The sequence below is a fragment of the Streptomyces sp. TLI_171 genome (assembly GCF_003610255.1).
Classification (GTDB): domain Bacteria; phylum Actinomycetota; class Actinomycetes; order Streptomycetales; family Streptomycetaceae; genus Kitasatospora.
On record NZ_RAPS01000001.1, the window covers coordinates 6,168,022 to 6,192,121 of the forward strand.

Consider the following 24,100-nt stretch of genomic DNA (forward strand, 5'->3'; position numbering starts at 1 on the left):
GAACATGCCGACCAAGCGGAGACGGAGACGTCGGGAACAGCGGCCCACGGCCACGCCGAAGGGGGAACCCCGTGGCCGGACGGCCCGCGTTTTGGCCCTGGATGGGGCGATGAGGCGAATCGCTCGACGGAGAATGCCGAGGCCTTCTTCACCGGGCTCAGCCTCGCCTGGAACGGTGTCAACCACGGCACCGACCCCGTCACCGAACAGGAACGTCACAACGGAGCCGCATGGGTTCGTGCGACCCAGCCCCAGGCCATTGTCGATCTGCTCGGGCACCTGTACGGCCCTGGCCTGGAGAGGGCCGTCGGGACGCCCAGCATCCACCACAGCTCCGTGCTGGCCGCACCGGTAGGACAGGCCGAGCCGACTGCGATGGTCGAACGAACCGTGCCGGTTCTGGAGGTGGCTGAGCGGGTGGCGGAGGCTGAGCTGGTCGAGCAAGTCGCCCGTGCCACGGTCGAGCAGTCAATTCTCGCCGCTGCCGTCGATGTCCTGCCGGGCCGTTCCGATGGCGGCGGAGCAACGGACGGCGTCCATACTGCCGTGGCAAACGGAGCGGACGACCCCGCACGGCCCGAAGCCTTCAACGGCGACGCGGAGAGGACGGCAGCGGCCCGTGAGCCCTCTGCCCTGCCGATTGCCGACCCCGAGGCGGGACCGAGTCGTTCGCAGAGGGTCGGAGACCAGGCCGTCGAGGTCCTGCGGACGCTGCGCGCCCAGACGCCCCAGGTCGGGGCGGACGTCCGCGCGGCGGTGTCGCGGCCCGGGGCCAGCGTGACGGCTCGGGGGGCCCACCGGAGGGCGCTGGCCGAGTACGAGGCTGCCAAGGCGGGGTTCCTCCGCGCGAGGTCTGCGTTCCTCGCAGGCACGACGGCGTCGGCTCCGGCCCAGTTGACGGACGCCCGCGACCGGTTGGCGAGGGCGGAGGACCGGCTCAGCTCCGCTAGAAGGGAGCTGGTGGGCTTCGGCAGCCAGGGGGAGGACCTCGACGGAGTCCTTGAGACGCAGTCTGTTCGCGGCAGCGAGACGCACGATGAGGCATCGGACACTGGTGAGGGAGATGGCCGTGATGGTGCTTCGTCGGTGGTGTCGTCGCGGGGTGTTTCTTTGGTGGTTCCGGCGGTTCGCACTCTTTCCGAGCGGTCGTCGCGGGTGGCGGCGTTCGAGCGGGGGCGGGCGAGGCTGTCCGATGAGCAGCAGCAGGACATCGCGCGGACGGCGGCGCGGATTGTGGATGCCGGGTTGAAGGCCCGTAGTGAGGGACGGACGCCTCCCAGGTTCCGGGTGCGGGCGGGCGGTCAGGGGCACGAGCGGCCGATGCTCGGGTTCGGTTCGTGGCATCGTGCCCTGGCGGTGGATCGGGCTGGTCTGGTGAGTGCGGGTCTTGTTCTGGCGGTCGAAGCGGAACTGGCCCATCGCGGTATTCCAGGGTCCCAGTTGAGGTCCGTCGTTGTTTTGGCTCCGTATGCGGTGAGTTCCACGACCAGGGGTTTCCGGTTGTGGCGTTCGGACGAGGGGGCGGTGGCGGGGCGGGCGGTCGTGATCGAGCCGGTCGACGCCGGGGGTGACATCGGTCTCGGTGCTGACAGGGGAGTACCGTCGGAGCCGGTGGACAAGGGTTGGAAGGCGGTGGACGTTCCGGCGTTCATCAAGGGCCAGACTGATGTGCGGGACGAGCAGCACCGTGTCATTGGCCAGATCGCCCGCAGATTTGCCAGGGAGGTGCTGGAGGCGGAGGTGGCCGGGCGTCGCTTGCCGCGTGTTCGTGCGGTGGGCGGTGGCGGTCCGGCGGAGCGGCGGTCGTACGGCAGCGGCAGTTGGTCGTCGGAGTACGGGATGCAGCGGGCGCGTGCTGTCCAGCGGGTCTTCGAGATGGCGCTCAGTCGTCAACTGGAAGACCTGGCCCCCGAATACGGTGTGGAGCCCCCGCCCCTGTCGCAGGTGCTGGAACGGCCCGCGCCGGCAGCGCAGGCATCCCTGACTGCCAGTGGCCCAGAGCCTGGCAGCGGCGCCAAGTCCGTGTACCCGAACCGCGATGTCCGCATCGAACGCGTTGCCGACCGCGACCCCGACGCCGACAGTGACACCGACAGCGACGCCGGGAGCGAGACTTCCAGCGACGCCGAGAGCGAGTCGTCGGAGCTGGACACGGGCCGACGTGCCAACGCGTCTCCTATCGGCGGCCGGTCGGGCCGGACCGCCCGGCGAGCCGCGGACCCAAGCCGGCGCGCGAACCATTGGAAGTCGAGGCTGCTGGAGATCGCCGGAGTGGACGACCCGTCCTCGCCGCAAGCACAGAGGGTGCTGGAGGCCTGGTATCGCAGGATGCGTGCGGGTGCGGCACTTGAGTTGCTTGCGTTCAACACTGGCGGTTCGGAGGAGGAGAGGGGACGCCGTTCGGCGAATTTCGAGGCCGCGTTCGCCGAGATCGAGTCTGCCCGTGAGGGACTGCAGGAGGTCGGAGTCGACCCTGACCGGGCGGAGGAACTGCGTCGGGAGCTGGGACAGCACTGGGCCTTCGAGGACGCACGGCGGCAGGACGCGGAGGAGGCCGGCGTCCAGGAGGTCGTGGCCCCGGCACCGCGCACCGTCGGGAGTGACCCAGAGGTCGCGTCCCCGGTACCGAGCACCGTTCGGTCCAGCCACGAGGATCCGGCCGTGGCCGACGCGGACCGCGGCGAACGGCAGGACCCCCCCGTCCGCGCCGAGCCCGACGGCGACACGCGGCCCGGGCCGCTCGACGTGGACGGGCGGCGTGCCCTGCTCGCCTCTCTGATCAACGAGCGGGCGAACAGGAAGGCGGTCTACCCCGTGGGGCAAAGGGCAGACCGCGATCGGCCTACCACCGCGATGGAGGCATGGGCGGCGCTCGAGCACGCCGAGGCACACCTGGACGAGGTGGACGAGCAACTGAGGGCGGCTGAGGACCACGCCCGGCACCAGCGGAACCACAGCAGCGGATCGGAACCGGACTTCTCGGAGGGGAGGGCCGAACTGGAGCGGGCCGAGGACCGCTTCAATGAAGCGGAGCAAGACGCGCGGGCCTGGGGCCTGGGCTCGAGCGTCCGCGCCCAGATCAAGGCCAGGTTCGACGAAAGGATGGCTACTGTGCCGGGCCTCCGGGGAGGTTCACGCCGGGGCGGCGTGGCAGCAGCCGTCATGGGGAGCACCGCAGGCGAAACCGCGCCGGAGCCTGAGCCAGACCGCACGGCGACGGCGGCAGCGGACCGGATGGACGACGAACCGGAGAACGGGCCGGACGGCGGGCCTGAGGACGGGCCGGGCGACGGGCCTGAGGACGGGCCGGGCGACGGGCCTGAGGACGGGCCGGGCGGTTCGCCGGCCGAACCCGGACCCACGCCCTCCACCGCCCCGGACACCACGACCGACGCGGACCGGGCGGACCTCACCCGGCGGTTCGCGCCGCCGGCCTACAGCACCAGCCCGGACTTCCGGCAGACGGTCGGCATGGAGAACGTCGACCTGGTCGGCGGTGTCCTGCTCGGCGCCGTCGGCCATGAACTGGACCGGCTCGGTCTGGGCGTCGATCACCCGCTGCGGCGGCACCTCAAGAAGCTCGCCGAGTCGGGCGACGACGCAGCGTTCGTCCGGCAGGCCGTCGGAGACGTGCTGGAGCTCAAGGTCGGGGACACCACCCTCCACCTGAGGCTCCGGCTCGGCGGCTGGCGCCAGTTGACGGACCCCCGGGGACGGAGTGTTGTTCCCGACCGAACCGTCTTCAACCTCGATCCTCAGCTGTCGTCCAGCAGTGAGCAGCGGCGCCAGGAGATCACCGACACCCGCGTCATCACCCCGACGACGTCCTCCGTCACGCTGGGGATGGACCAGGAGACGACGATCGGCGCGGGTGCCGTCCTCACCGAGGACAACATGGGCATTGGCGCGAACCTGCGGGCCGTCGCGTCGCTCGGGGCGGTCACCCGCACCACGACGGCGACCACCATCGCGATGACCTCGCGAGGCAGCAAGGGTTCCTCGTACCGCTCGGTCGACTTCCTCTACGACGTGGGATTCGATCTCGTGCTCGAAAGCGACGGCAAGTCGCCGCGCCAGGCACACGGGATCGTCGAACACGCCCTGGTGATGGGGTATCCGCGCGAGATCCTGCAGTCCACGGCGATCAAGGACGGCCAACCGCGCGGCGGCGGATCCCGCAACTGGCCCGCCACGAAGAGGAGTCGCCAGGCCGACACCGACGAGCTGCGTGCCGCCCTGGACCGCGCCGCCACCGGCAGAACGGGCCCGACCGCGAACCCCGCCGAGTTCAGCGAATGGGATCCCGGCAACGACGAGGTAGGGGAGGGCCCGGACCGGAGCGAGGCGACCCAGGACGACGGCGACGCCGCGAACCCGTACCGGGGGGCCGTTCCTGCGGGGCGCGAGCCAGGCCGCCCGGCGGTGGTCGGACCGCCCGTGGAGATCAACGGCCTGTCCCGGATCGAGACGCTTGTCGGTGCGGAGCGGGTCCGATTCGCGGCCACCGAGCTCATCGATGGTGTGGAGGCGTATCACCCGGAGACCCGCACCGTCGTGCTGGGGTCCATTTCGGTCCTGGAGCTCATGACGGGGCTCCATGAGGCTCTGCAGGGCGGCTACCGCACCCCGCTGGTCACCCTGCCAGGTGGGTCCACGGCCCTGGAACTGACCGCCACGGCGCACAACCCCCGGATGGTCGTGGAGGAGGACATCTACTCTCATCTCGAATACGAGATCGTCCACATCCAGGGTGTGGGCAGCCCGGTCGGCCGCCGCGACCGCATGGAGTACGGCGTCACCGCGTCGGGCCCGATCCCGTTCGGTCCGGTCGTCGTCCGGCCCGCGCTAACGGGAACGGCCCAGCGCGCGGTGCAGTACACACAGGCAGGTCAGGGCGCGTTGACCTTCTTCTCCCAGAAGGTCAACGTCAACGGCGAGCACACCTCCGTGGTGGAGTTCGACGTGAAGGTGCGCCTGTCCGATTTGTCGGCCAGGGACGTGCCGCTCTCCGCTCAGCCCGCGGTGTGGGTGAAGGCCCAGGTACGCATGCTCACCTCGGATGCCCGAAAGGCGGTCGGAACCCGGTCGGCCTCCGTGTCCGGCCCGGCCACGGAGGCCCTGCCGAGCAGCACTGGCAGCGAGGACGAGGAGAACACGCGGCACCACGGCCACGACCGGACCCACGGCGTCGACCGCGCCGCGCGCACGGCACCCGGGCGCCGGTTGGCGATACCCCGACGCTACGGCGCCTGGCTGCCGCAGAGCGTCCTGGTCGAAAGCGTGGACCCGAAGCAGGCGACCGTCTTCTTCGACTCCGTCCTGAGCTATCTGCGGACGCATCATGCCGCCTATCTGCCGCCGGTGGACACCGGCGACGGCAGTCCGGTCGGCCGCGGGCGGAAGGCCCTCGGCCTGACTGAGCAGTTCGGCAACGCGTACCTCCTCACCGCGGCCCTCCGTCCGCAGGGGCTGGCCGTCCGGCTCAACTCCATGATCAGCGGGGTGGAGACGCTGGTCCTCACCCGGCAGACCAAGCGTGGGCCGCGACGTCTCTTCCTCGTGGTCGAGGCCGAGCCCGACCACACGAACGCCACCTACGAGCAGAGCCTGTTCACCGAGAACGAGTTCGCCGCCGGTTCCCAGGTCGATCTCACGACCGCGCGCGATGACTCCGTCGCCCGGTTCGGAACGCTCGACGTGCCGGTCGGCAACGCGGGCTCCCTCACACCGCTGCTCACCTCGATCTACACAGGGGTGACCGACGGTATCGGCGACGTGCGCAGCCTGACCAGGACGGACCAGCGGGCCGGCCGCCGGATCTCCGCGATTGGCACCGAATGGACCGCGCGGATGTCCACCGCTTTCGTCTTCCGCGTTCGGGCGGAGGAGGTCGTACCGGACGGTGATGAGGCTGACACGGACGGGAGCGAGATGGTCCCGCTCAGCGACCTCCCGCTGCCGGCCACGACGCCCGGCCGGCGGGCCCCCGCCCAGACCGGTCCACGGCCGGGCCACGGGACGCCAGCGGCACCGCGTGAACAGAACGAGGACACCGAGGCCGACGCCCAGGCCGGACCCGGCACCCCGAGCGCCAGCGAACCCGTGTCGGTCGGTGTCCGGCTCCTCGTGCCGGAGGATCAGCTGGACGAGGAAGACCCGGAGACCGGGGCCTTCGTTCCCTCCGTCTCGATGGAGTCGGCGAGTGACAATGGTCGTGCCGTGCGCCGCCCCGCGACCGCGACGACCTCGCCCGGCGCTGCCGCGCCCACCTGGCACCCCGTGGCCGGCGACGTGGGCGGTGACGAGGCCATGCACCTCTTCCACACCGGCGCGGCGATCAAGGGCCTGGAGAGCTGGCTGCGCGACCGCGGACTTCCCGAGCTCACGCCCGAGGAGCGGTCGGCGCTGAGAATGCGGATGCACGGGCTCAGCACCCACCTCCGGGATCTGACGCTCCCCCAGCCGCTGTTCCTCCTGCGGGCGGGGAGTCGTTTCTGGGAGACCGACACCTGGGTGCAGCTGAACGTGCAGGCGCGCATCGGCAGGACCACGGCACTGGGTACCACCTCGGGCATTACCATGACCCTCAAGGGCGACCTCACCAGAATCGCGACGGCCGAGACGTCCTCGGGCGCTCAGCGCACCAGCGGCGGGCTGCTCGAGTTCGCCTTCCACACCCCGGGCTCCGGGACGCTGCGGGCCGGAGTCGTTCAGCGGAGCACGGAACAGGAGCCCCAGAGCCGTTCCATCGAGGCACAGGGTCGGAACGACAGCCTGTTCTTCAGCCCGAGCACGGTCGTCTTCGCGGATTCGGTGCTCCACCTGGAGTTCTCGCTCAGCCCCGTGCGAGGAGCGGCTTCGCTTCCCGGAACGGTCAAGCCGCCGACCCCTGGGGGCGCAGCCGAGAATCACAGCGCCACAGCGACGGGACTCGTGATGCTTGGCGCCTCGGATGCGGCACCGCGCGGGCTGATCGTCCCCGACCACCCCGAGACCGTCCGCCCCCCGCTGCCGGCCGCGGACAGTCCGACGTTTCCCAGCGCTGCGGTGCTGCGCGGTGACGGACTCGACCTGGCGCGCGTCCTCCAGGTTCCCGACCTCACGGGGATGCTCCGGGAGGACGTGCTCCCGGTCCTCCGCCCACATCTTGCTCCGGGGCACCTCGACCTCGTCCACACCGAGCTCGCCAAGCTGTTCACGCCGACCGGTACCGGCTCGATGTTCACGGCCGCCCTCAACCAGATGGTCCTCCTCTTCCCCTACCGCACGCCGGGGGGCGGGCAGACTCTGCTGAAGGCCAGCGTGACCTTCCGGATCGCCGGCTCCCATTCGCTGGGGCTCAGTTCGGTACCACGCCTCAGTGAGCGCAGGAACCTGGGCTCGGTCGTCAGTACGGCTGTAGCCGCCCGCAACACCTCGCTCGCGATGACCGGCATGGCGAACTGGACGCGCAGCCCTGGGGCGCCCTTCGACGCCAATCGGGACGCCTCGATCAGCGGCGCCTACACCCGCACCACTGGTGCGGGCACACAGGTCTCCGTCAGCGAGGAAATGTGGAACATCGCGGTGGTCAGGCTCAAACAGTCGATGCTGGACAGCACCCACGGGCTCGCGGTCGACGTCGACTTCGAGATTTCCACCTCGCCGTCGGTCACCATGCCCGGTGTCCCGTTGCCGGCCGGGTTCCTGTCCGGCCTGACCGGCATCCGGCACCCCGAGCCGTCGGCCACCGGCACGACCGGTGGCACGACGCCGACGACCGCGGAGGCCGTTCCCCCGCCGGTGCGCCAATCGGTCAGCCGCATCCTGCCGGGCTTGGCACTCACCTTCCCGTTGACCACCGCCACGGGCGCGAATGCCGTCCAGCCCCGGATGCCGTCGCAGATCGACCGCAATGTGCCGCCCTTTGAGCGTCACGGGGTGGCGGTTGCTCCTCCGCTGCTCCACGGCGTCAACCTCGGCTCCTTCGGAGACCTGATCGGGTTGCGCAAGGCAGCCGAGCAGCTGATTCGGGGCGGGCGCTCCGAACGGGCGCACCAGGACTGGCTCACCTCGATGTGGCAGAACGACGTGAGGCTATCGGTGGCGTTGACGGAGACCTCACTCGCGGCCTTCCTTCCCCAACTGCTCGGTGAAGGCATGGTGATCGAGATGGGCGTTCCCGAGGTCTTCGGGCCTTTGTCGACCGGCCGCCTGGTGGTCCGCCTGGACCTTCCTGCGCTGCGGAGTGTCGATGTCTCGTTCCCCGAGTCCACGCGGAAGACCCTGAGCCGTCACATCGAGAGGCGTCGATCTCTCCGGTCGGTCAACGTGTCCCAGCGCACCGGCATCAGCGGTCGCGAATCCTTCCTCCCTACCGGCGCTGGCGACCTCGATCCCGGGACACTGCCGGGAGCACTGCCGTCGATTTCGGCGGGCGTGGGGCCCGTTCTCGTCATGGACAGTCGGGTTGCCTCCGACACCGGTGGGCACCGCGTCCAGGCCGAAGGCGGGCAGAAGGAGTCGGGCCTCACCTACGAGAAGATGACCGCCCACGAAGCCGTCTGGCACCTGACCTGGCAACCCGGTTCCGGCACGGCCAGCCACGCCCAGGTCACCGTCGTGGACGAGGCGGTCGTCCTCTACGTCCCCGAACGCCTCACCGGGCCGCTGTCCTCGTTGACCGCGTCCGACCCGGATGCCTTTCTCCACCCAATCCCCCCCCGGCCGGCAGCCACCGGCTCCGCCTGGACGGACGAGGCGGGGATGTCGCAGAGCGGGAGCCGAGCGGGCGGGCGCCGGACAGCCGACGACGGGGACGCACTCGCCGAGCACTTCCGCGACGGCGGTGCCGACCACCTCGTTGCCATGCCCGACCGGACGGGAATGCCGGATGGTCCCGAGAGCGACGACGGGGAGTGGTCCCAAGCCTGGGCCACTAAGCTTCGCCGCGCCGCCGCGCGCCACAACACCGCGCACGTGTCCGGTGCCGAGAACGCGCCGATCGGACCCGTCGCAGCCTGGAACGTCCTCACTGACGCGCTCGACGAGAGGCGGAAGGCTTCCGACAGCCGCGAGAGTCTACGGGCCCAGCGGGAGAACCCTCCGCCCGACCAGAGCAGCGAAGAGCGGGCCTACTGGGCCCAGGAGGAGAATCTCCGGGAGCAGAAGCTCACCGATGCCCGGCGTGCCGTCCACCTGGCCGAGGAAAATCTGGCGGCGTGGGGGCTGAACCGCGCTCGGCTGGCCGGCCTCGCGGCAGACCTGTACACCGAGCGGTGGAACCAGCGCCGGCGGACCGTGCTGGATTCGGCGCTGACGCGGATGGTCCAGACCGGTGCCTCCGCGCGTCCCGCTGAGGGTAGCGCTGCCCCGCGGCAGGTGAAATCTGCTCTCGCCTCCGCGCGTCTCGCTGAGGGCAGCGCCGCCTCGTGGCAGGCGGGCCCTGCCGAGGCAGGCCCGCGGCGCGGCGTCCCCCGCCCGGTGCGCAAGGTGTCCTGGGAGGACGAGGTCGGCCTCCCAAGCCAGGGTGATCATTCGAGTCCCGTGACCGAGTCCGACCGGCTGCTCGGCGCCCACCTCGCCGACCGGTCCGACGTCCGCGCGGAGATTCGCCGACTCGGGCAGGCTGTGGAGCCTCATCTCGCGATCCAGCCGTTCACCGACGAGGACGCGCTCGTCTCCCTCGACCGACTGCTCCTGGCTGTCCGCGAGAGCGAGAGCCTCATCGACGCCACCGGGCTCGACGACACGCACCTGATCCTGGAGACCGCCCGAAGCCTGGAACAGGAATCCATCGGCGCATCGGACTACCTTCCGGACTACGCCCTGCTGCGGCTGGTAGCCGTGGCCCGCGCCACGGCCACCGGTCGCAGCGCGGAGGCTGCCCTGGATGAGGCCGCCGACTGGGACACCCAGAACGGCAGATTGCGCGGCTTCGGCCCGGCCCGCACCCCGCTCACTGCCGCCGACGTGCCTCCGGTCACGCCCGCCGAGTTCGCCGCCCACACTTCTGCCGCAGGGCTGAGGGGCGTGGTTGTGGACGTGCCCAGCGATGACGACAGTAACGAGGCCGAGGACGCGAACCACGACGAGGACGAGGACGGTGACGAGGACGGTGACGAGGACCGGGGCGGTGGCGGGCCAGGCCGGTCGCCGACCGGTGGAACGGGACCTGCAGTACCGGGTGCGGAGCGCGATGGTGAGGTGCCCCCCGACGAATCCGACACGGCCGAGCCCGAAGCGGATCATTGGGGCACGGAGGAGCGGACCGGCGACATCGCTGCGCTACAGGACAGCACTGCGTCCGTGACCGGGGAAAGTGGGCCCATCGAAGAGTTGGTGTCGCATGGCGTCCGCGAGGACCGGAGCCGGCAGAGGGCCGCCGATGCCGAGGACGAGGCGGTCGGTGAGGTGCTCGGAGAATTCACCGAGGCGGGCCGCGAGGCGGCCGCGGGGGCCGACCGGCTGCGGGACGTGCTGGACCGCGGACAGGGCCACCAGCGCCTCGGAGGATCGCGGGCCGTCGAGGAACTGCGGGCCGCATCGGCAGCGTACGCCGACAGGACCTCGGCCTGGGCCGAAGCCAGGGGCCGCGTCGTAGCGCTCGGCATGGACCCCGCGAATCCGGCTGGCCGGGGCTCGGTCCCGCTCACCGGAAAGCCCGGCGACCCGCGGCTCCTCGGTGGCGCGGGCCACGAGGACGGCAGAGGGCTTCGCCAGTCGGTCGCCGTAACGGTGCGCCGAGGCACCAATCCCTTCAGCCCCGACGATGCGCAGCAACTCCGCACGATCGCGGAGGTGTACGCCGATCTGGCGAGCGCCCACCACCGGCGGGGCATCGAGCTGCCGCGGCTGACCGTGACCACGCACACCTTCAAACTGTTCTCGACCTCCAAACAGGCGGCGGCCAAGGGCACAGCGGTGGTCGAGGTCCTGCGCGACGTGCTGGTCGAGACCTTCGCGGCCCGGAAGCGAGCCGGCGAGAACGTCCCCGATCTGCATTGGATCAACGTCTTCCTCACCACCACTCCGACATCGAGTCTGAATACCAGTGACCGGGCCACGGTCGACGTCGACCCCGGCAGCGGAGCCCGCTCGGACCCTGAAGACCGGGCCCGGATCGAGTACATGGAGGCCGCCGTGGTCTACGAGCGGCGTCTGGGCCGGTTCCTGTTGGGCCTCCCCGCGGTGGAGCGCCAGGTTGCCGACCTGGCCCGCGCATTCTGGAAGGTCGCCGGGGACAGCGGCTCCGGGGCCGGAGCGCGCGAGCTCGTGCAACTCTTGGTAGCGCTCGGCGCGGAGCAACCGACATTCCCCGGCGCGGTCGGCACGGATGTCAGGACGCTGCGCGACGTGGCCACCGGGGGCAACATCCGGGAGCAGATGCTGCTGATCTACAACGCTGCGGCACTGGGCCCGGAATGGTGGGGGCCCCGCCTCGATCCGATCGAAAAGTGGCGGCCGGTTCGGCGACGGTACTCCTCCACGGACGCTCCCCCTTCGATGGCTGCGTCAGTGTTTCCGCCGCTCAGCAAGCGCGAGCAGGCGTTCGTCGTCGACAAAAAGGGGCGACTGAGATGGCAGCACGGCAGCGACCACGCCGACATTCCTCTCTCGGCAGGCCTTCATCGGGAGGCTCAGGGACTGGGAGGCATCGTGTCGACCGGTCCGTCGGGCACCGCGGCAGTGCTCATGCACATAGCCGTGAAGATCAGCACTGTCACCAGCATCTCGTTTGACCCACGACTCTTTCTCCTGGCCACGGCGGGCTACATGATTTCTGTCAGGCACCACTCGCTGAACGAGGTCCTCGCCGGGGCAGCCGCCTATGACGAGTCGGTCGGTGGACGACTCGGACTCGCGTTCGACCCGGGGTTCGACCACCACCGGCGGCTGCCCGGGGTGGGGGAGCTCCAACTTCGCGAACAGGTCGCGGTGGGCGGCCTCTTCCCGCACGAGCACGCTTGGCCCATCACCCGTTCGAGTCAGCGTTCCCGCGCGCCGGAGATCTCCCCCTCCTACGGAGACACCGTCCTCACCGCGCTCGGTGTCACCCGCGCCGAATGGGGTGCGCAACTCGACCTCTGGGCACGGACTGCCCGGGCTCAGGAAGGACCGGGTAGCGACCCGGCCGCTTCCGCCGAGGACCGGGTGGAAGCCTGGAGCCGGTACCGAGCAGCCCGGATCGCCGAGCAACTGCAGGACGAGCAAGAGGCACAACAGTGGACGAACTCGTCGGATGCCGAAACCCTGGCCCCCGGGTCAGCCCGGGAGCAGTCCCCCACGTTGCGCCGGCTTCGCCAGGACCTCGCGGTAGCTGTGGACGGGCTGCGTCGACTCGGTATCGATCCCCAAGAGGCCGACGAACTGCTCGCCGTCTGGGCCAACCTCAAGCCGCTGCTGTCCCTCGACACCGTGGCGCCCGTGACCACCCCTGAGCAGGACCGCGCCCTGGCGACGGCAGGGGCCGTAGTGTGGCCCCTCCCGCGGCGGCGCGACGACTTCTGGTCGGCTGTGGCAGCGGTGGTCTGCCCGGGCCATGGGGAGGGCAGGCCTGATCCTCGTACGGTGGCTACCGCACCACTCCTGCGTAAGCGGCTAATCGGCCTGCTCCGGGACGAGCTCGGGCGCGGCGACACTCCTTTGTGGGACCTGGTGGCGGACAATGCTGTCGCGGCCCTGGCTGAGTTCAGGGCGGCTGCCGCCGCCGGTCGCGACCATGCTGACCCTGCGGCCCCGGCTCCTGAGCGGGCTGCGGACGCCTGGGACGATCGCGGCGCAGCGCCGGTTCGGAAGCTCGGCTCCCTGCCCGACCGGGCGGCGACTGCGGCGGACCGGGCCGGAGAGGTCGCCCGGATCGCAAGGAAACTCGCTCCTGCGTTGACCGGCCGGCAGAAGGATGAACTCCTTCGCCACCTCGTCCGCACCGAGCCCGGCCCGGCCGGCCGCCGACTCGTCGCACGCCTGGCCTCCGAGGTCACGGGCCGCCCGGTACAGCTGCTACTTCCCGGCGGACAAAGGTTCGCTGCCCGTCCGCTACACGCAACCACCGCGCGCGCCTTTCCCGCGATCATTGTCACGGCCGAGGCCGACCGCGGACGGATCTGCCACGGTCTCACCGTGCCACGCGGAGCGCCCGACAGTCGTGCGGTGGTGGCGGGAGCCCATTCTAATCGCCGTAGGCGCGACGGCGGGCGGCGCGACGCACCAGCACAGGTGCCGGAAACCCGCAAGGGCAAGGACAAGGACCTGTCCGCCGGTCACGCGGACGGCCGGGGGAGCAGGCTCGGGGCCCGGCCCGGGGATGGTGGGGCCGAGGCGAGGTTGGCTCTGCCGGATGCCGCAGGTAGCCCTGACATCATGGAGGACAGCACGCACGACCCGCTCTGGGCCGAGGACCAACGCACGCCGGGCGCCGGCGCCACGGCACGCGACTGGGGGCGACGACTCCGCGCGGCGGCCCACGACCGTCCGTCCGCCGGCTCTACACCCGGTCGGGAACCGGCGAGGGCCTGGACGGAGTACACCGAGGCCCTGGTGGCGCTCTACCAAGCCCGCAACGAGGTTGCCCGCCTGAGCGGTCGCCCGCCGGTCGGCCGCCTCAAGGCCGCCCTCGACGCCAAGCGGATGCAACAGTGGGGAGCCGATCCGGGCGCGGGCGGCTCCACCCCGCCGCGAAGCGATGCCGACCGAGTGCGGGAGGCCGAACTCGCCGTCACCCGGACAGCTACCGCGTACCGGGCCGCGGCTGACGAGCTCGCGGCCTGGGGCCTCACCCCCGACGTGCTGGCCAAGCTCGCCGCGCAGTTCCGCCAGGACTGGGCCGGCCGCGGCGGGCTAGCCGGCGCGGGTCCGCTCGGCGACGAAGAGGCCGACGGCCCCGGACCGGTGATCGAGACCGGAAGTGTCGAGGTAGCCGACGCGGCGGGCCGGCGGGACACCGCCGGTCCTCGGACGGATGAGAAGGGAGAGAGCAGCACAGGGAATGCTGCCGAGCACGGCGACCGGCGCGTTGTCGAAGCGGACCGAGGGGCCGACGCCGAGCACGAGCGCGCCGCCGTGGGCGAGGAGGAAGCTGATGCCGACGACCTCGACGCCGAGCATGACGACGAGGACGAGGAGGATGTGGACTGTCGTGTCGAAGACGAGGAGGGCGAGGACGAACTGACCGACGATGAGGGGCCGTTGCCGAGTCGGGTCGTTCTCTCCGACCGCACCACGACGGCCACCGACCGCGCTGACGACCACCGGCGATTCGCGCCGCCGCCGTACGTCACTTCGCCGGACTTCGAGCATGCGATCGGCATGGAGAACGTCGAACCCGTCGGACGGCGGCTTCTGGCCGCGTTGGAGCACCAGATGACCGGGCTCGGGCTCGCGGCCGACCATCCGCTGCGGGCCGCTCTCGCACCGCTGGGGGACAAGCGCTCTGCTGCTCCGATGGTCCGTCAGGCTGTGGGCGACGTCGTCGAGCTGAGGGTCGGCGATACCGTTCTCCACCTGCGGCTGCGGCTCGGCGGGTGGCGGCAGGCCAGCGATCCCCGCGGTCGGTTGGTGCTGCGGGACCCCAAGAAGTTCGGGATCACGCCGAAGGGTTGGGCGAGCCGCGAGGTGCGGGCACAGGAATCGACGGTCCGCCAGACCACCACGGCGGTGTTCGGTACCGAGACCGTCGCGCTCGACCAGGAAACGGCAGGCGGCCCGGGGACCTTGTTGACCAGGGAGGTGCTCGGGGTGACCGGGTCCCTGCGGGGGGTCTCCTCGATCGTGCACACCGCGACGACCAAGGCGGCCACGACCATCGCCTCGACGCAACGCGGCAGCAAGGGATCCTCGTACCGTTCGGTTGACTTCCTCCACGACGTGGGCTTCGACCTGGTGCTCGAACGACCGGGCCTGCCCAGCGTCCAGCGTCAGGGCGTCGTCGGACACGGCCTCCTGCTGCGGTACCCGCGTGAACTCCTTCGGCATGCGCCCCGGTATGCCGGTGACCGCCTTGGCGGCTCCTCCAGGAGCTGGCGCGCTTCGCCCGGGGAGGGTCCGATGGTCGACACTCCGCAGCTGCGGGCAGCCCTGGCCCGCGCGTCCGCTGCCCGTATCCCCGCTGTGGAGCCAGGAGACTTCCGCGACTGGAAGCCGGGGCAGTCCCTCGCTTCCAACGGGGCGACGACTGCGGAGGCCGGCGCGGTCGGCGCACTGCGTGCGTCCCCGACAGACTCCGACGCCATGCCCGCACCTATGCCCGCCGCGCCCGTTCCGGTGCCCCGGCGGCTCGGGCCGCCGGTCCACATCCCGTCCCTGTCCAGGGTCGAGACGCTCACCGGAGCCGGTCGGGTTCGGGAGGCGGCGCTCGCCCTTGCCGGCGGGGACCTGATCGGTGGGGTGTCCCGCGAGCTGCTGCTGTCCTCGGTGTCAGTGACCGAGCTGATGACGACGTTCCACGAGGCCCTGCACGGTGGCCACCGCACGGTCGTCCTCGACCTCGGTGAAGGGCCATGCCAGCTCCTGATCACGGCTACGGCCCACAACCCGAAGATCGTCATTGCCGAAGACCCCTATTCGAGGCTTGAGCTGGAGACCTCGCTCAGCCAGTATCCGAGCCGTCCGCCGGCGATGCGGGACCGCAACGAGTACGGCTTCGTCTTCAGCGGGGCCGTGCCGCTGACCTCGGGAGTGGTCCTGCGCGTGGGCGTCAGTGCCACTGGCCAGCAGGCGACTCAGTTCACCCTGCCGGGCACCGGTGCGACGACGGTCTTCACGCAGAAGATCAACGTCGACGACGAAGCAACCGCGGTGGTGGACTTCGACGTTCGGATGGAGGTGTCCGTGCTCGGGACGGGGGGCGCCGCCTCCACCGCACCGGTCGTGCCGGTGCGGATAGGTGTGCGGGTGCGCATGCTCGCCGCCGATGCCCGCGCGCTCGGCGGCGTGCCCGACGACCCGGAGCTCCCGTTGCCCGGTGAGGTCCGGAGGGCTGGTTTCTCAGCGTCGTCCGGTGCCTCGCAGGCCAGGGGAGCGGGCCGCGTGGGACGCCAGACGCCGAGTGCTCCCGGCGACCCCGAGGAGGTGCGGACGGAGAGCGTGGACCGGCGGGCCCGGACCTCGGCGGGTCGGGAACTGCGCATCCCGGACCGGTTCGCCGACTGGCTGCCGAGTAGCGTCGTGGTCGCCCGCGTGGAGCCGCTGCACACTGCTGCGCTGCTGGACGCCGTCGTTGCGTACGTGCGGGAGTCGTTCGACGGTTACCTGCCGGACTCCCCGGACGTGTTCGGCAACGCCACCGTCCTGGCCAGCGTCCTGCTGCCGGACGGGTTGGCCGTGCGCTTGCACGCGATGGTCGTCGGGGCGGAGAGTTTCGTGCTGGTCAAACAGACGGCGTTCGGGCCCCGGCGCCTGTTCGTGACTGTGGAGGCCGAACCGGACCATTCCACGGACGTCTATCTCGGCAGCGTGCAGACCGAGAACGAGTTCGGGACCACGGTCGTCAGCCCGATCGGCCTGGGCCGCGAGAATAGCGGTTCGTTCTCGGTCGGCGTCGATCTGCCCTTCGGAAATCGGAAGCCGATCCTGCCGCCGCTGTCGACGATCACCGGCGGGCCGCTGGTCGGAGCGGCCCGCGGCTGGTCGCTGACGACGACGGATCAGACCTCCGCCCGGCGGGTGTCGAGTGTCAAGACGCCATGGACGGCCCGGATGGCCACCAGTTTCATCATTCGGGTGAGCGCCCACGAGGAGCCGATCTTCGGCTCCGCCATTCGTCCACCGGCCCCCGCGTCCAACGGCGGGGCCACTCGGGGCGCAGTTGTCGCACAGCCCGTCCGGGTCGAACTGCTCTACCCCGAGATCCACTTGGACGAGGTCTGGCCCGACGGGACGGCGACCCCGGTGCCCGCGGTGGAATCGGCCGTGGACCAGGGAGCGGTGGTCCGCCGCCCCCTGCCTTCCGTGCTCATACCGGTCAATGCCGGCTCGGCGTCGACCGACACTGCCCCCACCGCCGCACCGTCCACTGCTGTGCACGGCCGAACCTGGACCCCGGCACCCCAGCAGTGGGCAGGACATGAGGCCGTCCATCTCTTCCCGACCGCGGCCGCGGCGAAGGAGGTGGAGGATTGGATCGCCGGCAGCCCGTTCGGGCCCCTGGACGAGGAGGACCGGGCCGCACTGCGCATGGTGCTGCACGGACTCACCGCCCGGCTGCGGGATTTTGGCGTCAGACGCCCGGTGATGCGGCTCAAATCCCGCACGACCCCTTGGGGTACGTCGACAGAAGTGGAACTGTCTGTCAGGGCCGCACTGGGGAAGGCGACCGCACTCGGTCGGGCGGACGGCCGCACGGTCACTGTGCTCGGCGACGTCACCCGGGTGTCCACCATGTCGACCAGCACCGGCCTTCAACGAACGGCCGGAGCAGGCCTGGAACTCGGCTTCGGGACCGGAAACGGCGGCACCCTGCGCATTGCGGGTTCGAGACGTCGAACAACCCAGAGCCCCAGTGGATCGGGAACTGAGACCCACACCCGCGCCGATGCCACCAACAACGGTATGGGTGGGCTTCTGGTGGCCGACTCCGAACTCCACCTTGATTTTACCTTTGCGACAGCTTCTGTCAATGGCCCCCTCATCACCGTTCCGGGTAGCACGAGCACCCACGTGACGCTTCAGGGCGTGGTTCTGATGGAGCCTCCGGACGCCACCGAGCACGGGCTCTTGCCGCAGGCCCAGGGCGACCGAGCGACCGCGGCGCAGCAATCGCCGGCCGGACAGCACCCCCCGCTCGCGGTACTCCGCGGCGACGGCCTGGACCTGACGCAGGTGCGCGGCGTCCCGGACCTCGGAACGATGCTCACCGCCACGGTGCTTCCCGCCCTGGCACCGCTGGTCTTCAAGTCGCACCTCGACGCCGTTCACGCCGAATTGAGGAAGATGTTCGCCCCGAACGGCACGGCTGCCCTGTTCGCCTGGGGCATGAGCGGAGCTGTCGTGGTGATTCCGCACCGGAACCCGGCCGGCATCGACAGCACGGTCAAACTCACCGTCACCTTCAAGGTCGAGCCCGGTACGGCTCGAGGAGCGTCGCCGATCACCAGGCAACTGGATCACCGTCGGACGCGGATCCGGTCCGCCCTGAAGGTGGTGTCGGAGTCCACCAGCTTCTCCGCAGCCCTGAACGGGAGTTGGACCATGACGCCGGGGGCGCCGTTCGACCTCGACCGGGACGGGGCCGCCGCGGGCTCGATCGTCGGCACCCGCAGCCTGCGGACGTCGACCACCGTGGCCCGGGAGAGTGCGGGCTTCGCCATGACCCGCCTCAAGATGGTTCCGCTGGAGTCCCTGCACGACCTTCAGGTGACCGTCGACTACGAGGTGGCCCACGCCGCCCCGGCGGCCCTGCCCCTCCTGCCGGTCCCCACCGGCCACTTGGCGGGGCTGCGTCCGCTCTCGGCCGGGCAGGTGCGGGAGACCCACCCCGGTCTGCTGCTCACCTTCCCCCGCGAGACCGCGCAGGCACGGGCGCACGCCGTGCCACGCCGCCCCCTGACCGTGACACGGGACGCGGAGAGCCACCGCAGAGTGGGCATTGCCCTCGGAGCCGACGACCTGATCGCGGTATCGGTCGGCTCCTACGGGAATCTCGCCGATCTGCGCGGCTTGGCAGAGCAACTGGTCCGGGGGCAGCAGACACCGGTTGACGACTCCGGCCGACAGGACTGGCTCTCCTTGATGTGGCAGTCGGATGCCAGGCTGTCGAAGGTCTTCAGCGAGACCGGCCTCAACGGTGCCCTGCCAGAACTCATAGGCGCCGGAATGGAGGTGGAGATCCCCGTGCCGACGCTCGGCTGGTCCACCGCCTCGGGCGTCCTCACGCTGCGCCTCGATCTCAGCGCACTCGAACCGACTGGTGTCTCCCTGAAGGGCGGCGTCAGCAAGACGACGCAGCGGCACACCGAGCAGCGCCGGAGCGCAGCCGACGGCTTCGGAACGGTGCGGGTGAGTGTCGGCGGACGTGCCTCCGCGCTGCCCGGCGAGGCCGGCGGCGCGGGAGACCGACCCGGTGCCGAAGCACTGCCCATGGTCACCGCGGGCGGAAGCCTCATCGGTACGTCGGACCACCGGACGGGTGCCGACACGAGCGGTGCCCGGGCGGGATCCGAACGCGGACAGAAGGAGTCCGCCGACTTCACGCAGCTGGCCACTCCGACGGCCCGCTGGCACCTGACCTGGCAGCCGCCCTCCAGCGCGCCCCGCCACGCACGGGCCGACGTCGCGTACGGGATCGTCCTGTACGTCCCGACCCCGACCGCCGCCGACCTGACGGATCTCGACGCGGCCGACCCCGGCGCCTTCACCCGGGCGCCCGGACAGCCCACTGCCGCAACGGTCCCCACCCCGCCAGCTGCGGCTGGCGCAGACGCCTCGACCGACGACCCCGTGTCGGCCACCGAATTCCCGGCCCTCCGGGACTACTTCGGCGATGGCGACGCCGAGCCTGGCCTCGCACTGCCCGACGCCTCCGGACGGCCGGAGGCGCCAGGCCCCGCCGGTACGGCAGTCCGCAAGAGCGACCCCGTTCGCGCCGCGCTCTGGGCGCACCTCCTGCGGCAGGCCGTCCCAGAGAACGCCCCTGCACTGACCGGAGCCATCGCCCGGGGCCCCGTCCACGCCTGGGCCGATCTGGCCGAGGCCTTCGACGAGCTGTACCAGGCGGTGGACGACCGGGCGGCCCTCGGCGCCGTCCCGCGTCCGGCGGGGGCCGCCCCGCGAGGCACGGAGCGGGAACGACTGGACCGCTCCGTCCTGCGCGCGCAGCACAGGGTCCGCGAAGCCCGGGAGGCGCTTCGTGGCTGGGGGCTCGACAGAGCGCGGATCGCCAAGCTGGCAACCCGGCTCCACACCCTGACCGCGACGCCCGCCGTGTCTGTGGCACCCGTGTCCGCCCCGGCGCCGACTCCCGCCGCGGGGCAGTCCGTACCCGGCGTGCTGGACAGCGAGGTGAAGGCGCGTCCGCTGATCGACACCGCCGGACGGACGGTCGGCTTCGCTTCCCTGGCCGGTGCGGCGGGGGTAGCGGTCCCGGGTCCCCGTACGGTGCCGGGTGCAGGCGGCACGGACGTGACGAAATCCGCCGACGGCTCGTCGATGCCGGTCCTGGCTTCGGTCGGGCCGGGCGCGACGACGGTGGCCGGGACGTGACGCCGCCGCTGCCCGGCCGAGTTTTGTCCCCAGCGTGCGGACGTTTGCCTCATGCTGCAGGCGCCCCCCACCGCAACAGGCACCCCGCTAGCCTAGGCCGAGACCCGATCACCTCTCGTGCGCCCAGTGGAGCAGGCCATGACCGTTGCGTGGTCCACCGCGACCTTCGATCTCTTCGACCGCGCGGACGCCCTTCGGGAGACCGTCCGCGACCACCTCGTCCCGGTCGAACTGCGACTTCCCGAGCGGCCGTCGGAGGTCTTCGCCGAGGTCGAGATCAGCCAGGCAGGACCGCTCCAGGTGAGCACAGTGCACGCCAACCCCGCCACTGTGCACCGCCTGCCGAGTCAGGCCAAGGAGGACGCGGAGCCGTGGGTCTTCGTGAGCGTCCAGGCGACCGGGACCAGCATGATCGTGCAGGACGGCCGGCACACCGTCATCGGCCCGGGACAGATCGGTCTGTACGACACCACGCGGCCCTACACCCTACTGTTCGAGGAAGGCGTGCACACGCACTTCCTCCGTGTCCCCCGGGACGACCTGGCCCTCAGCCCTCGATTGCTTACCGGTGCCGTGGCCCGGCCGCTCGGTGGCCCCGGGACCACCGGAGGCCTCGCCTCTAGCTTCATTGCGGCCATGGCCTCGTCCCAGGTGACCGACACACCCATCGGGGCGGCCGCCACGGCAGCGGCAGCAGTGGCGCTGCTCCGCGGTGTCGTCGCCGAGGTCGGTACTGAGGACCGCACCGTCCGGGAAGCCCGGCACGAAACCCTGTTTCTGCGGGTCATCGACTATCTGGAGCGGCACCTCGCCGATCCCGGCCTGACTCCGGACCAGGTGGCGCGGGCGCACCACGTGTCCCGTCGACATCTCTACAACGTCCTTGCAGGGCAGGGCATCTGCTTCGGAGACTGGATCCGGGCCCGGCGCCTGGACCGCTGCCGCGAGGAACTCGCCGCGAACCCGTCGACGACGGTGGCCGAGGCCGCCGTCCACTGGGGGTTCGGCAGCGCCGACCGCTTCGGCCGGACCTTCAGGGCGGTCTACGGGACGTCGCCGACAGCCTGGCGCGCCCTCTCCCGCCTCGCCGATGGCGAACCGCGCTGACGTACGGACGCGCCCGTGGACGGAGGGGGCAGTGGCACTGCCCCTTGGGCCATCGTTCCCGCTTCGGGGGTTGCCCCGGATCCGGGCGAGGCCGTGGAATGGACATGCCCCGAAAGGCGTCGGGAGGCCAGCCGGGAAGGACCTGTCCGGTCGCCGCTCCAGGCGTTCACCCCCTTGGCCTTGTCAGGGGATCCGGGCCCCTGCTGATGGCGACAACGGCCCCTTGGAGATGTCCGTGAGCGACCCCGCCCACACCGCCGCTGTCGTGGCTGCGATCCTGGCCGGTGGCCCCTCGACCACACCCGTGGTGCCCGCACTCGACGTGCCCGCCCCGCCGGCGGAGCAGGCGTCCGTGGATCCCCCCGGGCCGCCGCCGACGGAGAGCGCTGACCCCGGCGGTGAGCCCGAAGCCGTTCCCGTGGACGTACCCGAGATGCCCGCACACTTGCGGGAGGCAGCCAGGCTTGCCCCGGGCCGGTCGGTCGAACTGGTCGACCCGGCCTGGCCCGGTACGGGAACGCCACCCAGGTGGGCGGTGGTCGGCGAGTGGCGCACGGACGGGGCCGGTCTCCCGACGGAGTGGCGGGAGAACGAGGAGTACCGGCCGTCGCCCTCGGTCCTCGGCCTGCCCGACCCTGTCGACCGGATCGATGCCGCCCTCCAGAACGCGGTCACCGGCTACGGTCCGGCCGAGGACGTCCCCCGGCTGCTCGCCATTTCCACCGTCGCCGTCGTTCCGGGGCCGGACGGTGCGCCGGCCGCGGTCACCGGCCCAGACGGCGGACCGCTGATCCCCGTCTACACCTCCTCGTTGTTCGCCCGTGCCGCCGGGCCCTTCGGATACCGGTTCGAGCCGGTCGCGGACGTGTTCGCCGGCCTTCCGGCCGGATACCGTCTCGTCGTCAATCCGACCGCTGCCGTGAGTCTGGTCGTCGAATCCGAATCGCTGGGCGAGGAGTTGGCGTCTGCCGCCGCCGGGGCAGGCAGCCTACCCCACCAGGACCGGGCCCCCGGAGCCGTATCCGGAAGGGGTACCGCACTCGAGGGCTCCGCGGGTACGGTGACAGCCTGAGCCAGGACCGAGATCCCTCGGAAACCCCGCTGACCGGGCGTCGCCGCCCCGGACCGGCCGCCGGAACCCGCGCGTGCCCCCACCACTGGCAGGAGACGGTCTCCGATGAGCCCAGCCCCGATCGCGGCCGCGGACGCCCAGGCGCCGCGCCTGTACTGTCCCGTGCCGGAAGCCGTGCACCCGGACGCCGCCGGCATCGACCGCCGCACCGTCGACTGGCTGCGCGCGCACGCCCTGTACAGCGACCCGTGGCAGTTGCACGCCGCCGAGCGGGCCCGGCCCGGGCTGCTCGCCGCCCGATGCCTGCCGTCCGGTGAACCGGCCCGAGTGCAGCTCTTTGCGGACTTCCACACCTGGGCGCTCGCCTTCGACGACGAGTACTGCGACGAGGCGGCGCCGTCCGCACTGCCCCTCCCGGAGTGGACCCGGTACCTGCACGCCCTCGCCCGGGTCGTCGACACCAGCGACCTGGGGCCGCTCGGTGCCGACCCGCACGCCGGGGCCCTGCACGAGCTGGAGCGAAGGGTGCGCGAACTCGGCCACCCGGTGCAGCGGATGCGCTGGCGGGCCGCACTGTGTCAGTGGTTCATGGCCCTCATCTGGGAAGCGCAGACCCGGGACGGCTCCGTCCGGCCCACCTTCGACGACTACCTGCTGCTCCGGCTCCACAACGGGGCCGTACAAGCAGGGTTGGTGCTCCTGGACATGGTTGGCGGGTACGTCCTGCCCTCGCAGGTCGCCGAGCAGCCGGCCGTGCGGGCACTGGCCGACATGACCTGCGCCCTGGTTGGCTGGGACAACGACCTGTTCAGCTGGTACAAGGAGAAGCGCGACGGCCCCCCAGGCCAGTTGAACCTGGTCGACGTCCTGGCCGTCGAACACGGCCTGGACCACGCGGGTGCCGTCCGGGCCGCCGTCGAGATGCGCAACGCGGTGATGGTCCGCTTCCTCGACGCCACGTCCCGGGCCGGAACGGAGGCTGGTCCGGAGCTCCTCCGCCACATCGCCGCCCTGCGCCAACGGGTTCGCGCCAACCTGGACTTCGGCCGCACCAGCGCCCGCTACGCCCGTCCGGGAGAACCCGACGCCATACTCGCCCGTCGGGCGGAGTCCGTCGGCGCACGGACCGGACAGGCTGGACCGGGGACGGACGGGCCGGTGTTCACCCGGTGGTGGCACGAGGACACGTCGGTGAGCTGACGTCTGGCCCCTCAGGCCGTGCGGAGCTCCCCCGACCGGTGGGCGGCGGACCCCGCGGGGGTCCGGCTGTCGGTCGCCTCAGACGGCCAACCTCGCAGAGCCCCCCGCAACCCGGCCCGGGACCCGATGCCGAGTTTCGGGAAGAGCCGGTAGAGATGGACCTGCACGGTGCGGGGCGACAGACCGAGGAGTTCCGCGACCTCCCGGTTGGTCAAACCCCGTGCGGCCGCCCGGGCGACGCGGAGCTCGGCCGGGCTGAGCAGAGCGGCGCCCGAGCCGGTGCCAAGGGCGGGCACGATCGCAGTGGGGGCGTCCAGCATGTCCAGGGCATCGCCGAGGGCGACCCTGGAGGAGATTCCGAGCTTCGGGTAGACGCCGTAGAGGTAGGTGCCCACAGTTCGCGCGGACAGCTTCAGAACAAGGCCGATCTCCTTGTTCGTCAGCCCCTGACCGGCGAGTTCAGCGATCCGGCGTTCCTGAGCGGTCAACTGGACCGGTGGACGGGTTCCCGTGTGTTCCAAGGAGGGCAACAAGCGGGGCTCGGTG

At 71.2% G+C, this 24,100-nt stretch carries 5 protein-coding genes and 1 pseudogene (1 of these 6 cut by a window edge); 4 read left to right on the forward strand and 2 right to left on the reverse strand.

The genetic code is table 11. The annotated features are described in order from the left end of the window. The 4 genes from BX266_RS27615 to BX266_RS27630 form a co-directional block, all read left to right on the forward strand. A protein-coding gene (locus tag BX266_RS27615; protein ID WP_120314416.1) for a hypothetical protein crosses the window boundary here: on the forward strand, window positions 1–20,175 show its 3' portion. 13,011 nt of this gene lie to the left of the window's left edge; 20,175 of the gene's 33,186 nt are visible here — the last part of the coding sequence; the start codon falls outside the window, past its left edge; it ends in the stop codon at window positions 20,173–20,175. 138 nt (window positions 20,176–20,313) lie between these two features. Next, window positions 20,314–21,282: a helix-turn-helix domain-containing protein gene (locus tag BX266_RS27620; RefSeq protein ID WP_120314417.1), complete on the forward strand. Its 969-nt coding sequence runs from the start codon at window positions 20,314–20,316 to the stop codon at window positions 21,280–21,282. A 235-nt stretch (window positions 21,283–21,517) separates the two neighbouring features. After that, entirely contained in the window at window positions 21,518–22,354 is an 837-nt protein-coding gene (locus tag BX266_RS27625; protein WP_183096881.1) for a type VII secretion system-associated protein, read from the forward strand. 105 nt (window positions 22,355–22,459) lie between these two features. After that, the gene (locus BX266_RS27630; RefSeq protein ID WP_120314419.1) at window positions 22,460–23,554 is read left to right on the forward strand and encodes a terpene synthase family protein; all 1,095 of its coding nucleotides are present in this window, start codon (window positions 22,460–22,462) and stop codon (window positions 23,552–23,554) included. An 11-nt stretch (window positions 23,555–23,565) separates the two neighbouring features. On the opposite strand, the gene BX266_RS41255 is transcribed toward BX266_RS27630, so the two are convergent. Together BX266_RS41255 and BX266_RS41260 are read right to left on the reverse strand one after the other, a co-directional pair. Then, window positions 23,566–23,874: a helix-turn-helix transcriptional regulator gene (locus BX266_RS41255; RefSeq protein ID WP_120314459.1), complete on the reverse strand. Its 309-nt coding sequence runs from the start codon at window positions 23,872–23,874 to the stop codon at window positions 23,566–23,568. Beyond that, window positions 23,866–24,042 (reverse strand): annotated as a pseudogene (locus BX266_RS41260) (helix-turn-helix transcriptional regulator); the annotation flags it as partial. The gene BX266_RS41255 and the pseudogene BX266_RS41260, both read right to left, overlap by 9 nt. Between the last annotated feature and the right edge of the window lie 58 nt (window positions 24,043–24,100).